The organism is Hyphomonas sp. (assembly GCF_041398385.1).
GTDB lineage: Bacteria > Pseudomonadota > Alphaproteobacteria > Caulobacterales > Hyphomonadaceae > Hyphomonas.
The window spans coordinates 413,000-426,425 of the sequence record NZ_JAWKUW010000002.1; the positions used below are offsets into that span (position 1 = coordinate 413,000).

The following is a 13,426-nucleotide window of genomic DNA, read 5'->3' on the forward strand; positions in this document are numbered from 1 at the left end:
AAGCCACCGGAGGTATCGGCGCGTGAGCGTACCGGGCATCCCGAAGGATTTTTGGAACGCCCGTTTCAGCGAAGACGGCTTTGCCTATGGCGACCGGGCAAGCCGTCTTCTGTTCGCGTTTCGTGATCTCCTGAAGCCCGGCCAAAGCGCGCTGGTCCCGGCTTGCGGGGAAGGGCGGGACGCCGTGTTCCTCGCCCAATGCGGTCTCGCCGTGACAGCTGTGGATATGTCCGCTGCCGGCCTTGCGAAGACGCAGGCGCTGGCCGCGGCGCACGGCGTCACCGTCACCTGTCTCGAAGCGGATCTCAGCACTTGGGACTGGCCGGTGGGCAGTTTCGACGTGATCGCCGCAATGTTCGCGCACATGCCGTCATCCTTCCGCCCGGTGCTGCATCGCAGATTCCTCGCCGCGCTCAAACCCGGCGGCCATGTGTTTCTCGAAGGCTTCCTGCCAGCGCAGATCGACTACCAGAAATCCCATAATTCCGGCGGCCCGCACAATGTCGACTTCCTGTTCGACCCTGCGGACATCCGCGCTGATTTTGCCGGTGCCGAAGAGCTCTCGCTGATGACCGGCATCGAGACCCTGACTGAAGGCCCTTACCACCACGGACCGGCTGCGCTGCTGCGCGCCGTGTTCCGCAAACCGGAGACCAAGTGATGTCCGACTTCCGCCGTATCGAAGATGCCGGTGACCTGACCGGCAAGACCGCCATTGTCCGCGTCGACTTCAATGTTCCGATGGCGGATGGAAAGGTCACGGACGACACCCGCCTGCGCTCGGCCCTGCCGACCGTTAATGCGCTGCGCGAGAAGGGGGCGAAAGTCGTGCTGCTCGCGCATTTCGGCCGGCCAAAAGGCAAGATCGTCGAGGAAATGAGCCTGAAGCCTGTGGCGACGGCATTTTCTTCTGTCCTCGGTGCGCCGGTGCATTTTGCCGAGAATTGCGGCTTCGGTCCCAAGGCGAAGGCCTTTCTCGCCAGCCGCTCACCGCGCGATGTGATCCTGATGGAAAACACCCGGTTCGAGGCCGGCGAGGAAAAGAACGATCCGGACCTCGCTGCCAGCATGGCCGCGCTCGGCGATCTCTATGTCAATGATGCGTTCTCCGCCGCCCACCGCGCCCATGCCTCGACCGAGGGCATTGCGCGCCTCATCCCGGCCTATGCCGGTAAGTCGATGGAGATGGAACTCGATGCCCTCGACAGAGCGCTCGGCAAGCCGGAGCGTCCGGTGCTTGCCGTCGTCGGCGGCGCTAAGGTCTCCTCCAAGATTGACCTGTTGAAAAATCTCGTCGCCAAGGTGGACATGCTGGCCATCGGCGGCGGCATGGCCAACACCTTCCTGGCCGCTCAGGGCGTCGATGTCGGCAAGTCGCTTTGTGAGCATGACCTTGCCGATACGGCCCGCGAGATCCTGGCGAATGCCGAGGCAAGCGGTTGCGAAATCCTGCTGCCGCGCGACGTCGTCGTCGCCAAAGAGTTCAAGGCGAACGCTGCAAACCGCGCATGCTGGCCCGACGAAGTGGCCGCTGAAGAAATGATTCTGGATGCCGGCATGATGACGGTGATGCATCTCGTCGCGGCCATGGGCCGGGCGAAGACGCTCGTCTGGAACGGGCCGCTTGGTGCGTTCGAACTGACACCGTTCGACAAGGCGACAGTGGCCGCCGCTCAAGCCGCTGCGCTCCGGGCGAAAGAAGGCGAACTGATCGCCGTTGCCGGTGGCGGCGACACGGTTGCCGCGCTCAATCATGCCGGAGTCGCAGACGATTTCACTTTCGTCTCGACCGCAGGCGGCGCCTTCCTCGAATGGATGGAAGGCAAGGCCTTGCCGGGCGTCGAAGCGCTCAAGGCCTGACCCTTTTCGGCACACTGGACCGGGGCCCCCATCCTCAGCCTGCGGCAAATCGCGCAGGCGCAGATGAATGATAGCGATCACATTTTTGGCGCGCCGTTGCGTGCTGGAAAAATTCTCAATTGCAGTACAACCGGTTTCATGACGGCCCGGCACCTGATTTTCCCCGCAGGGCCGGAAGATCGGGCGCGGTTGCCTGCAAATATTGGGAATCCGGGAATTCTGCAACGAATCTCCCGGCTGCGGTTGACGCAGGGAACCGGCACGGTACTTGAACGCAAACTTTGCAAATTCACTCGTGCAGGGACGTAGGGTTCAGGAATGACGGTAATCGAAATGGTAGACGCAAACATGGCCCAGCAGGCCGCCACCAAGCCGGGCTTCATCGCGGCGCTGGATCAGTCGGGCGGGTCGACGCCGAAGGCGCTGCGCCTCTACGGTATCGAGGAAGACGCCTATTCGGGCGACGAGGAAATGTTCGCGCTGATCCACGAGATGCGCGCCCGCATCATCAAGTCGCCGGCCTTCACGGGCGACAAGGTCATGGGTGCGATCCTGTTCGAGCGCACCATGGATGGCGACATCGACGGCATTCCGACCGCCGAATACCTCTGGAAGAAACGCGGCGTGGTTCCGTTCCTCAAGGTTGACCAGGGCCTTGAAGGCGAAAAGGACGGCGTTCAGCTGATGAAGCCGATGCTCGGCCTCGACAGCCTGCTTGAGCGCGCGGTTGAGAAGGGTATCTTCGGTACCAAGATGCGCTCGGTGATCAGCGCCGCCAATCCGGCCGGCATCGCCGCCGTCGTCGCCCAGCAATTCGCGGTCGGCAACCAGATCCTCGATCATGGCCTCATGCCGATCATCGAGCCGGAAGTGACCATTACGATCGCCGACAAGGCTGAGGCTGAAGACCTCCTGCTCGCCGAGATCCTGAAGCAGCTCGATGCGCTGGCGGCAGACCGGAAAGTCATGCTGAAACTGTCGCTGCCGGAGAAGGCAAACCAGTACAAGGCGCTGGTCGATCATCCGAAAGTCATGCGCGTTGTCGCCCTGTCCGGCGGATATTCCCGCGAAGACGCCAATGCGAAACTTGCGCGGAACACCGGCATGATCGCGTCCTTCTCCCGCGCCCTGACTGAAGGCCTGTCGGCCCAGCAGTCGGATGCGGATTTTGACAAAACGCTTGCCGCCACCATCGACGGCATTTTCGAGGCTTCGAAAGCGGGCTGATCCGGCCCGGTTCCGATCTCCGGAAAGGCGGCCTTCGGGCCGCCTTTTTTCTTGCCGCAAATGCCGCCCGGCTTCAGGATGCGGACATGCTGGAAATGCGCCCCAACTGCGAACGCTGCGATTGCGACCTGCCGGCCGACGAGGCGGGCGCTTTCATCTGTTCGTTTGAATGCACCTTCTGTTCGGATTGTGCCGATGGCGCGCTGGATGGCGTTTGTCCCAATTGCCGCGGCGAGCTTGAGCCGCGCCCGATGCGCCGCGGCAGGGCGCTTGCGGACAATCCCGCGAGCACGAAACGTGTTTTCAATCCGCCGGGCGGCGGCTGAATTCGGGAGGGAGGCGTATGCAGATTGATCTGATCCTTGCGCCGATGGGGGTACTGGCCGCGCTGACTTTCGCCGTCCTCGGCCTGGTGCCCTTGGCCCGCTTCCGCGCCACCGGGGCGAAACATGTGACGGCGGACGATTTCAAATACGGGGAATCGGCGCGCGTGCCGCCGGGCACGTCGATCCCGAACCGCAATTACATGAACCTCCTGGAATTGCCGGTCCTGTTCTACGTGATCTGCCTGATGATCTATGTGACCGGGCGCCTGACGGAGCTGCAGCTGGGGCTCGCCTGGGCCTATGTCGGCCTGCGGGCCCTGCACAGCGGGGTGCACCTCACGCTCAATATTGTCATGATCCGGCTCAGCCTGTTCGCGATGTCGAACCTTGTGCTGATGATCATGTGGCTGGTCTTCTTCTTCGGCCCGCGCCCCGGCGGCTGATGCGGTCTTGCAGGCGGGCCCGTTCCGTCGCATTGGGGCGCGCATGACCGAAACTGACTATGTCCGCCCGCGCACGCGCCTCTATCTCATCACCCCGCCGCAGATCGCCGATGTCGACGATTTCGCCGCCACGCTCGAAACCGCGCTCGATGCGGGCGATGTCGCCTGCCTGCAGATCCGCCTGAAAAAGCCTGACGGATCCATCGACGTGGAGGCGACCCGCGCTGTGACAGCCGCCGTGCTGGAGCTTTCGCAGGCCCGTGGCGTGGCGGTCATCATCAATGACAGTCCGGAACTTGCCGTCGAGCTTGGCGCCGATGGCGTGCATGTCGGCTGGGATGATGCGTCGGTGAAAGCGGCCCGCGCCATTGTCGGCACGGACATGATCATTGGCGCAACCGCCAAGAATTCGCGCCATATGGCGATGCAGGCCGGGGAGGCGGGGGCAGACTATGTCGCTTTCGGCGCCTTCTATCCGACCTCCACGAAAGAGGGCACCGTGCCGGCGAGCCCTGAACTCCTGGAGATATGGCAGGAGAGCATGCAACTCCCCTGCGTCGCGATCGGCGGCATCACGGTGGACAATGCCGCCCCGCTGGTGACCGCAGGTGCGGACTTCCTGGCTGTCAGCTCGGGCGTCTGGGACTATCCTGACGGGGCCCCGGCGGCTGTCATGGCGTTCAATCGCCTGCTGGATGAGCTTGCAGCGCATTAACACTCCGGCGCCTTGACCCTTCGGCAACAAAGGCTTACGCCGCGCCCTCTCCAGCCAAGAACTGCGCCCGGACGCTCTTTGATATGTCGAAGCCTTCTCCCGTCGGATCCGTGATGATCGCCGCTGCCCGCGCGGCTGGCCGCTCTCTGGCGCGCGATTTCGGCGAGGTCGAAAACCTGCAGGTCTCCAAGAAAGGGCCGGCGGACTTTGTCTCCAACGCCGACCATCGCGCCGAGGACATCATCTATTCGCACCTGATGAAGGCCCGCCCCGGCTATGGCTTCGTCATGGAAGAGCGCGGCATTGTCGAAGGCACGGACAAGTCCAACCGCTTCATCGTCGATCCGCTGGACGGCACGCTGAACTTCCTCCACGGCCAGCCGCACTATGCCGTCTCCATCGGCCTCGAACGGGAAGGCGAACTGCTGACCGGCGTGGTGTTCGACGTCGCCAAGAACGAGATTTTCTGGGCCGAAACCGGCCGCGGCGCCTGGCTCGACCAGCGCAAGCTGCGCGTTGCCGCCCGCCGCCATCTCAACGAGGCTGTCATCGCAACCGGCACGCCCTGGCATGGCATTCCCGGCGAAACCCATGCAAATTTCGCCCGCGAAATCGCTGCCATGACGCCTGCGACAGCCGGTATACGCCGCTATGGGTCCGCCGCGCTGGATCTTGCCTGGGTCGCCGCAGGCCGGTTCGACGGGTTCTGGGAACGGGGCCTCAAGCCCTGGGACATTGCGGCCGGCATCGTTCTCGTGCGCGAAGCAGGCGGTGTGGTGACGGAAATCGACGGCGGAGACGTGCTGACCACCGGCAACACGCTCGCCGCCAATGCAGACCTGCACCCGCTCATGGAAAAGCAGCTCCGCCACGCGGCCGCGTTCGGAAAGTCTGCCTGAGCATTTGGCCTTCCGGCCGCCTGAGGTTATCCTTCCCGGACCGGCAGTCAGGGAGGGACAGATGGGCGGAAAATCGGCGGCTCTTATCATTCTCGGGATCGTGGCAGTGGCATGCCTTGCCTATGCCGGTGTCCAGTTCTGGCGCGGCGAACCGGAAGACGCCCCTCCGCTCGTGATCGGTGCGGTCGTATGCGGCACGCTGATCGCCGTGATGAGCCGAAAAGCAAAGGAATAGCCGCTCCGCCGGCAAAAAATTTCGTGACGCTTGCGTCACCTATTTCATTTATCAGGAAATATACGTAATCTGGCTTACATGACCCAGCCAGACACAGACGTTCTCATCATTGGCGCCGGCCTTTCGGGCATTGGCGCTGCGGTCCATCTCGGCAAACGCTGCCCCGGCAAATCCTACAGGATCTTCGAGCAGCGCAGCGCCATTGGCGGCACGTGGGATCTGTTCCGCTATCCCGGCATCCGGTCTGATTCGGACATGCACACGCTGGGCTTCAACTTCAAACCCTGGACCGAGGCCAAGGCCATCGCTGACGGGCCCTCGATCCGGAAATACGTCAACGACACCGCCGACGAATATGATGTCCGGGAGCATATTACCTTCGACACGAAGATCGTCGCGGCCAACTGGTCGAGCGTCGACCAGGCCTGGCACGTGACCTCGGAAAACACGCAGACCGGCGCGCGCGCGGACACCACGGCGCGCTTCCTCTTCATGTGTGGCGGCTATTATCGCTATGACACGGCCTACCGGCCGGACTTCCCGGGCGAGGAGGCTTTCAAGGGCCAGATTGTGCATCCGCAATTCTGGCCGGAAGACCTCGACTATTCCGGCAAGAAGGTCGTCATCATCGGCTCCGGCGCCACCGCCATGACGCTGGTGCCGGCGATGACCGACAAAGCCGCCCATGTGACAATGCTGCAGCGTTCGCCGACCTATGTCGTCTCGCGTCCGGCGGTCGACAAGTTTGCCAACTGGCTGCGCGGCGTGCTGCCCGATGCCTGGGCTTATGGCATCATCCGCTGGCGGAACGTCCTCCTGCAGCAATTCTTCTTCCGCCAGACGCGCAAGCATCCCGACAAGGCGCGCGAGCGGCTTCTCGGCATGCTGAAGGAAGAACTGCCGGATTATGACATCGAGACGCATTTCACGCCGCACTACAATCCGTGGGAGCAGCGCCTGTGCCTGGTGCCCGACTCGGACCTGTTCAACGCATTGAAGTCCGGCGCGGCCAGTGTCGAGACCGATCACATCGACACGTTCACGGAAACCGGCATTCGCCTGAAATCCGGCAAGGCGCTGGAGGCAGATGTCATCGTCACCGCGACGGGGCTCCAGCTACAATTCCTCAACGGCGTCGACGTTTCGCTCGACGGCGTCAAGGTGAATCCGGGCAAGCTGCTCAACTACAAGGGCGTCATGCTGTCGAACATGCCGAACCTTGCCTGCACCTTCGGCTACACCAATGCGTCCTGGACGCTGAAGGCGGACCTGACCTCGGAATATGTCTGCCGCCTGATCGGTTACATGGACCAGAACGGCTATGTCTCGGCACGGCCGCGCCTTGAGGACTATCCCGAGCATACCGAGCCCTTCGTCGATTTCTCGTCCGGCTATTTCCAGCGGGTAATGGACCAGTTCCCCCGTCAGCATACGGAAAAGCCGTGGAAGCTGAACCAGAACTACAGCGCGGACCTGATGAACCTCAGATATGGCCGCGTCGATGACGGTGTCCTGGAATTCACGACCGAGAAGCAGCCGGCCCTGCAGGCGGCGGAATAGGTGCCCCCTTCAAACGGCAGCGCCGACGACCTATCTTGAAAGGGTAGGGGGCACTCAGGAAGGAGTGCCTTTATGTGGCTGTGGTTATTATGGTGGTGTGTGGACGATCACATCGCCGAAGCGGTTGGCGCCCCGGGGCTCGGTGAATTGCCGATCTGGGTGCCGCTGGTCCTCTCGCTCGCGTTCAGTTTCACCATCGACACCTCGATGAAACGCTCCAGGCGCTGATTCAGCCTTCCGCGAACTGCAGCTCTGCCAGCCGCGCATAGAGGCCGCCCTTTGCGACCAGCGCTTCGTGCGTGCCTTCCTCAACGATGGCGCCATGCTCCATCACCACGATCCGGTCGGCCCGGCGCACGGTGGAGAGGCGGTGGGCGATGACCAGCGTCGTGCGCCCTTCGGCGGCATTCGCGATGGCACGGCGCACGGCCGCTTCGCTCTCGGAATCGAGTGCGGACGTCGCCTCGTCCAGCAGCAGGACCGGCGCATCGCGCACCAGCGCCCGGGCAAGGGCGATCCGCTGGCGCTGGCCGCCCGAGAGATTGCGCCCCTTCTGGCCAAGGTCGGTCGCAAGGCCGTCCTTCTCCGACAGGAACTCCATCGCCTCGGCCATGCGTGCGGCCTGTTCCAGCAGGGCCTCTTCAGGATTGTCCGTACCGAAACCGATATTTTCGCCCGCCGTACCGGTGAACAGGGCCGATTCCTGCGGGGCGTAGGCGAAGCGCCGGCGCCATTCGCGGGGGTCCGCCGTGACCGAGGAAATCCTGTCCAGTGTCACCTTGCCAGCCTGCGGGTCGAACAGGCGGAGGGCGAGGCGGAACACGGTCGTCTTGCCGGCGCCGCTCGGGCCGACCAGCGCCACGAACTCGCCCGGCTTCACGGTCAGGGAAAAATCCTTCAGCGCCGAGGCACCGGTTGCGTCATAGGCGAAGGTCACATGGTCGAACGTGAGCGCGCCGCTCATTTTCTGGGGCAGGGCGACCGGATGGACCGGCGGCGCAATTTCCGGCTCGGCGTTGAGCACTTCGGTCGCGCGGTCTGCGGCGCCGGCCGCGCGCATCACTTCGCCCCAGACTTCCGCCAGCATGCCGAAGCCGGAACCTGCATACATCGCATAGAGCACGATCGAGGCGAGATCCCCGAACGTGATCTGCCCGGTCGCCACCATGCGCGCCCCGGTCCAAAGCATCGCCGTCATCCCGCCGAACAGCAGCACCGAGAACATCACGATCATCACAGAGCGCGCGCGGATGCGCTTCATTGCGGCATCGAACGTCGCCTCCACTGCGCGGGAGAAGGCGGCGAGGCGGCTGTCTTCGCGGCTATAGGCCTGGACCAGTTCGATGGCGTCCAGCGCCTCGGCCGCTTCGGCGCCAGCATCGGCAAGGCGTGACTGGGCCTGGTTCGACATGGTGCGGATGCGCCGCCCGACCAGCAGCACCGGCAGGATGGCGATGGGCAGGCTGGCGATCAGCGTCAGGCCCAGCTTCCAGTTCACCACCAGCATCATCACGATGGCCCCGACTGTGGTCAGCAGGGTTCGCGTCGCCAGCGAGGCGGAGGAGCCAAGGAAGGTCTCGATCAGGGTGATGTCGGCGGTGAGGCGCGAAACCGCCTCGCCCGAACGCATTTTCGAGTGGAAGCGGGGCCCCAGCTTCAGCAGGTGAGCATAAAGGTCCCGGCGCAGGTCGGCCGCGATCCGCTCCCCGAAACGGGAGACGAAATAGAACCGGATCGCGCCCAGCACACCGGACACGATCGCTGCCGCCGCCACCCAGAGGAAGGACCGGTCTACAATGGCCAGCAGCTTTTCCGGGTCTCCGCCGGCGATCCGGCCGGCATCGGCCGCCCGGCCCAGCAACAATGGCAGCATCAGGCTGACCGCCGCGGCCGCAATCAGGAACAGGAGGGCGACCGCCACGGTCCGCCAGTGCCGCGCCGCATAAGGAAGCAGCAGGGTCAAGGGCTTCAGGCTGCGCCCTTTGGGGCGGTTCACAGCCTGGCCGCCTTCGGGCTCGCTGGCCCGGCGATCGATCACGTCCTGGGATTCTGTATCAGCCATCCGGAGCGCCTTTTCAGGGACTGTGGAAATCGGGTGCGCGGGCCCCTTGCGAAAGGGTCCTGTTTCAGTTACACGCGCCACTTCCGAACCGGCGGCAGGCCCGCCCGCGCACCCCTAAAGGCGAAGCGCGGCGTCCACAAGGCCCGGGCGACATGAGACTTATGGAAGGGCGAGAGCCATGAAAAAAGAAGGTCATCCCGACTATCACTTCATCACCGTGGTGATGACGGACGGCACCGAATATCAGACCCGCTCGACCTATGGCAGCGAGGGCGACCGTCTGGTGCTCGACATCGACCCGAAAGTGCACCCGGCCTGGACCGGTGGCGAAGGCAAGATGATGGACCGCGGCGGCCGCGTCTCGCGCTTCAAGGACAAGTTCAAGGGCTTCGTTTAAGCCCTGCCCCGTCGCCACGGGCAGATCCAGAACCCCGGCCCGCACGGCCGGGGTTTTTGTTTGGCCAGGGCCCTTCCGGTTTACCGTTGGTTAAGCCGTCCCGCTCAGCCTCCCGCGAAAATGCGAGGAGGCGCAGATGGCGCAGAATATCCGCATCCGGGACTGGCTGATCGCTGCGGCGGTGCTGGCCGGGATTGCCGCAGGTGTTGCGCTTGCAGCGCAGGCCTCGACCGACGGGGCCCATGTACCCGGCCCGGCTTACTGGTCGGACGGCGATTCCGGGCGCCTTGCCGACGGCACGAAATTTCGCCTGCACGATGTCGATGCGCCGGAAACCGGCTCGATGAACCAGCGCGGCGGCGCGAAATGCGAAGCCGAGCGTGAGCTTGGCTACCGGGCCAAGGAAACGGTCCTGTCGCTGACCCGTGGCAAGGATCTGGCCGTCACGGCCGATTATGGCCGCGACCGTTACCGGCGCCTCGTCGTAGACCTGTCGGTGGACGGGCAGGATCTTGCGACGCTCCTGATCGCTGCCGGCAGCCATGCCGCCTGGGACTATGATGGCGGTGCGCCGAAGCCCGACTGGTGCGCCTCCCGCCGGCCTGCGCGCCTGGCCAGCCGCTAGACCCCTTTGCCTGCAGCACTTGCAGCAGCCGGCAGGCCGCGCTTAGCTGTCGGCGTACAAGGGGAGCCCGCCAATGTCCGTCCTGCCCAGCCGCCTTGCGGCCCTGTTGGTATCTCTTGCCGGCCTGTCGGCCTGTGGCCCGACCATTCCGGATGGGCCGGACCTTGCCGCGCCGAAGGAAGAGGCCGCCCCGGTGGTCCTCGACCCGGCATTGTTGCTGCCGCCGGGCGAGCGTGCCCTGCGGATCGAAGTGCATGTCCGGGCCGCCCTCGCCCTCGCATCCGCCGGGGAAGGGGAGGAGGCTGCCGCCCAGCTCCGCGCCGCCACGAACCAGATTGATCCCGGTGAACTGCCCGGCCTCGAAGCCCTCGGCTTCGACCCCGCCGCCTTCGATGAGGCAGCGCTCATGCTGCAGGCCGGCGCCGCGCCGCAGGATGCGCAGGCGCTTCTGGATACGGTCGCTGAAAACACTGCGGCCCTCCGCGCACAGGCTGGCAAGGGTGCGCCTGCTGAGGAAATCGCCTGGCTGATGAAGCAATGCCTCAAGGAATACCGGCGGGGCGTCTCACTGGACAACCGGATCGAAGATGTAGGGGCCTATCAGGATGCCTACGGCTATGCGGTCGTGGCCCAGGAAGTGGCCGACGGGCTTGACGACGAGGCGGGCGATCTGCGCCTTGAACTGAAGCTTCTGGTCCTGATGTGGCCGGATGCCGGTCCGGTCTGGGACGAGGTGCCGGCCCCCGTCCTGCATTTTGCCAACCAGGTCAGCCGCGTTGAGCTGGCCTCAGCGGCCCTCGAGTAGGGCGTCGATCAAGCCGACGGCTTCGAACGAGGCCCAGTCCGCATCGCCGGACAGGCGGGCGATTTCCTTGCCCTCCCGGTCGTAGATGATCGAGGTCGGGAAGCCCTGCACGCCACTCGCATAGACCAGATCGTAATTGTCCCGTTCCGGCGGCGTTGCGCGGAAGGCGATATTGGCAGCCCCCAGCGCGCCCAGCCGCCCGGCGGCGTAGTCGAGGTCGGCTTCGGCATCCACACTGATCGCCACCACTTCGAAATCTTCGCCGCCGCGCGCCTTTTCCAGCGCGCCCAGCGACGGCATTTCCTTCTCGCAAGGCGAACACCAGGTGGCCCAGAAGTTCACGAGGATCACCTTGCCCCTGAGGTCGGCAAGGCTGCCGGTGCCGCCGTCCGCGGTCAGGAACGGGGACTCGCTCGCCGGGTCTCCGGCGGTCGTGAAGTCCAGCTTCTCCATCGCGCCTGTTGCAAACTTTGCGTAGGGATTTGTGTCGGTTTTTCCGGCACCTGCGCTCATCAGCACATAGACAATCGCGATCAGTCCGACCATGAAGAGGCCGGCAAGGGCGTAGCGGGTCATCGGCTCCACGTCTTTCTACAAGTACGAAGGGTTATGACCATGACCACCGGCAAAGGCCAGACTATGTGGGGCGGACGCTTTGCCGCGACCCCGTCGGAGATCATGGAGGAAATCAACGCCTCCCTCGATATCGACCGGCGCATGGCCGAGGAAGATGTCGCCGGCAGCCGGGCGCATGCCGACATGCTGGCCGAGATGGGCATTCTCTCCTTCGAGGACAATGAAGCGATCCAGGCCGGTCTGGATGCGGTCATGACCGAGCTGCGCGAGGGGAGTTTCCCGTTCCGGCGCGAACTCGAAGACATCCACATGAATGTCGAGGCGCGCCTGAAGGAGATCATCGGCGAGCCGGCCGGGCGCCTGCACACCGCCCGCTCCCGCAATGACCAGGTCGTCACCGATTTCCGCCTCTGGACCCGCAAGGCGCTGGACAATTCCGCCCGTCTCGTCGGCGGCCTGCAGGCGGAGCTGGTGATCCGGGCAGGGGAGCATACCGGCACGATCATGCCGGGCTTCACGCATCTGCAGACGGCCCAGCCGGTGACGCTCGGCCATCACCTGCTGGCCTATGTCGAAATGCTCTCGCGTGACCGCACGCGCCTTACCGATTGCGCGCTCCGGCTCAATGAATGTCCGCTGGGTGCGGCGGCGCTTGCCGGAACCGGCTTTCCCATCGACCGGGACATGACGGCCGAAGCGCTCGGCTTTTCCCGGCCCATGGCAAACTCGCTCGACGCCGTCTCGGCCCGTGATTTCGCGCTGGAGGCTCTCTCGGCCCTCTCCATTGCCGCGACGCATCTTTCCCGGCTTGCCGAAGAGATCGTGCTCTGGACCAGCCCCCAGTTCGGGTTTGCGAAGCTGACCGACCAGTGGTCGACAGGCTCCTCCATCATGCCGCAGAAGCGCAATCCCGACGCCGCCGAGCTGATCCGTGCCAAGGCGAGCCTTATCACCGGCCATTTCCTTGCCCTTCAGGGGGCGGTGAAGGCCCTGCCGCTCGCCTATGCGAAGGATCTTCAGGACGACAAGCGCCTCACCTTCGAGGCGTTCGACACGTTCGACCTCTGCACCCGCGCCATGACCGGCATGATCGCCACGATCGAATTCCGTCCCGATGCCATGCGCGCGGCCGCCGCACGCGGCTTTTCCACCGCGACGGACCTTGCCGACTGGCTGGTGCGCGAGCTGGGCCTACCGTTCCGCGAAGCGCACCATGTCACCGGAACCCTGGTCGCGATGGCGGAAAAGCAGGGGAGCGACCTTTCCGATCTGTCACTTGCCGACATGCAGGGCGTTCATAAAGGCATTACGCAGGCCGTGTTCGATGTGCTGACTGTTGAGGCGTCTGCCTTATCCCGGACATCTTATGGCGGTACCAGCCCTGTTCGCGTTGCCGAACAAGTGGCACAGTGGAAGCAGAGATTAGGACTGGAGTGACGCCCCCCCATGAACCGCCCCATGAACCGCCCCCTGGCTATTGCCGCTCTTATCCTCGGCGCCGTGACCCTGCCGGCCTGCGGCCTGACCGGAGACCTGAAGCGCCCGGACCCGCTCTGGGGCGACCCGTCCGGCAATGTCGAGCCGGCGGAACTGCCCAAGCAGGATGGCGCCACGCTGCCGCAACTGCCGGATCGTGAAGACACGGCCGATGAGACCGGGACCGACGACGAATTGCTGGGCGGTCTCGAGGAGTAAG

Annotated in this window: 18 protein-coding genes; 16 read left to right on the forward strand and 2 right to left on the reverse strand. The window is 64.3% G+C overall.

The window, feature by feature from the left end:
- Positions 1 to 22 precede the first annotated feature (22 nt).
- From R3C13_RS06810 to R3C13_RS06860, 11 genes are all read left to right on the forward strand, one after another.
- Positions 23 to 661 carry a class I SAM-dependent methyltransferase gene (locus R3C13_RS06810; protein WP_371310066.1) on the forward strand — a complete coding sequence of 213 codons (639 nt, stop codon included), beginning with the start codon at positions 23 to 25 and terminating at the stop codon, positions 659 to 661.
- Positions 661 to 1,860 (forward strand): phosphoglycerate kinase, encoded by a 1,200-nt coding sequence (pgk, locus tag R3C13_RS06815; RefSeq protein ID WP_371310067.1) that lies wholly within the window; start codon positions 661 to 663, stop codon positions 1,858 to 1,860. The genes R3C13_RS06810 and pgk overlap by 1 nt, the downstream gene beginning before the upstream one ends.
- A gap of 63 nt (positions 1,861 to 1,923) precedes the next feature.
- The gene (locus R3C13_RS06820; protein WP_371310068.1) at positions 1,924 to 2,169 is read left to right on the forward strand and encodes a hypothetical protein; all 246 of its coding nucleotides are present in this window, start codon (positions 1,924 to 1,926) and stop codon (positions 2,167 to 2,169) included.
- Between the two features lie 24 nt (positions 2,170 to 2,193).
- Entirely contained in the window at positions 2,194 to 3,087 is an 894-nt protein-coding gene (locus R3C13_RS06825) for a fructose bisphosphate aldolase (protein WP_371310120.1), read from the forward strand.
- A gap of 86 nt (positions 3,088 to 3,173) precedes the next feature.
- Complete coding sequence (locus tag R3C13_RS06830; protein ID WP_371310069.1) at positions 3,174 to 3,413, forward strand: DUF1272 domain-containing protein; 240 nt, start codon at positions 3,174 to 3,176, stop codon at positions 3,411 to 3,413.
- A gap of 17 nt (positions 3,414 to 3,430) precedes the next feature.
- Complete coding sequence (locus R3C13_RS06835) at positions 3,431 to 3,856, forward strand: MAPEG family protein (RefSeq protein WP_371310070.1); 426 nt, start codon at positions 3,431 to 3,433, stop codon at positions 3,854 to 3,856.
- A gap of 43 nt (positions 3,857 to 3,899) precedes the next feature.
- On the forward strand, positions 3,900 to 4,571 hold the full coding sequence (thiE, locus tag R3C13_RS06840; protein WP_371310071.1) for a thiamine phosphate synthase: 672 nt from the start codon (positions 3,900 to 3,902) through the stop codon (positions 4,569 to 4,571).
- 83 nt (positions 4,572 to 4,654) lie between these two features.
- Positions 4,655 to 5,470 carry an inositol monophosphatase family protein gene (locus R3C13_RS06845; RefSeq protein WP_371310072.1) on the forward strand — a complete coding sequence of 272 codons (816 nt, stop codon included), beginning with the start codon at positions 4,655 to 4,657 and terminating at the stop codon, positions 5,468 to 5,470.
- Between the two features lie 61 nt (positions 5,471 to 5,531).
- Entirely contained in the window at positions 5,532 to 5,705 is a 174-nt protein-coding gene (locus R3C13_RS06850) for a hypothetical protein (protein ID WP_371310073.1), read from the forward strand.
- Positions 5,706 to 5,783: 78 nt separating this feature from the next.
- Positions 5,784 to 7,265, forward strand: coding sequence for a flavin-containing monooxygenase (locus tag R3C13_RS06855; protein ID WP_371310074.1), 1,482 nt, complete (start codon positions 5,784 to 5,786; stop codon positions 7,263 to 7,265).
- Positions 7,266 to 7,364: 99 nt separating this feature from the next.
- The gene (locus tag R3C13_RS06860) at positions 7,365 to 7,493 is read left to right on the forward strand and encodes a hypothetical protein (protein WP_371310075.1); all 129 of its coding nucleotides are present in this window, start codon (positions 7,365 to 7,367) and stop codon (positions 7,491 to 7,493) included.
- Position 7,494: 1 nt separating this feature from the next.
- On the opposite strand, the gene R3C13_RS06865 is transcribed toward R3C13_RS06860, so the two are convergent.
- On the reverse strand, positions 7,495 to 9,327 hold the full coding sequence (locus R3C13_RS06865; RefSeq protein WP_371310076.1) for an ABC transporter transmembrane domain-containing protein: 1,833 nt from the start codon (positions 9,325 to 9,327) through the stop codon (positions 7,495 to 7,497).
- 178 nt (positions 9,328 to 9,505) lie between these two features.
- On the opposite strand from R3C13_RS06865, the gene rpmE reads away from it, so the two are divergent.
- The 3 genes from rpmE to R3C13_RS06880 all read left to right on the forward strand — a co-directional run bounded on the left by rpmE (position 9,506) and on the right by R3C13_RS06880 (position 11,154).
- Positions 9,506 to 9,724: a 50S ribosomal protein L31 gene (gene rpmE, locus R3C13_RS06870; RefSeq protein ID WP_371310077.1), complete on the forward strand. Its 219-nt coding sequence runs from the start codon at positions 9,506 to 9,508 to the stop codon at positions 9,722 to 9,724.
- Between the two features lie 136 nt (positions 9,725 to 9,860).
- Positions 9,861 to 10,349, forward strand: a complete 489-nt coding sequence (locus R3C13_RS06875) for a thermonuclease family protein (RefSeq protein WP_371310078.1) — start codon at positions 9,861 to 9,863, stop codon at positions 10,347 to 10,349.
- Between the two features lie 73 nt (positions 10,350 to 10,422).
- Positions 10,423 to 11,154, forward strand: coding sequence for a hypothetical protein (locus R3C13_RS06880; RefSeq protein ID WP_371310079.1), 732 nt, complete (start codon positions 10,423 to 10,425; stop codon positions 11,152 to 11,154).
- Here R3C13_RS06880 and R3C13_RS06885 read toward each other — a convergent pair.
- On the reverse strand, positions 11,137 to 11,730 hold the full coding sequence (locus R3C13_RS06885; RefSeq protein ID WP_371310080.1) for a TlpA family protein disulfide reductase: 594 nt from the start codon (positions 11,728 to 11,730) through the stop codon (positions 11,137 to 11,139). The two genes, R3C13_RS06880 and R3C13_RS06885, sit on opposite strands and share 18 nt — an antisense overlap.
- Before the next feature lie 39 nt (positions 11,731 to 11,769).
- Here R3C13_RS06885 and argH point away from each other — a divergent pair, with 39 nt between their 5' ends.
- Both argH and R3C13_RS06895 read left to right on the forward strand, forming a co-directional pair.
- Complete coding sequence (gene argH / locus R3C13_RS06890) at positions 11,770 to 13,167, forward strand: argininosuccinate lyase (protein ID WP_371310081.1); 1,398 nt, start codon at positions 11,770 to 11,772, stop codon at positions 13,165 to 13,167.
- A 21-nt stretch (positions 13,168 to 13,188) separates the two neighbouring features.
- The gene (locus R3C13_RS06895; protein WP_371310082.1) at positions 13,189 to 13,425 is read left to right on the forward strand and encodes a hypothetical protein; all 237 of its coding nucleotides are present in this window, start codon (positions 13,189 to 13,191) and stop codon (positions 13,423 to 13,425) included.
- The last annotated feature ends 1 nt before the right edge of the window (position 13,426 follow it).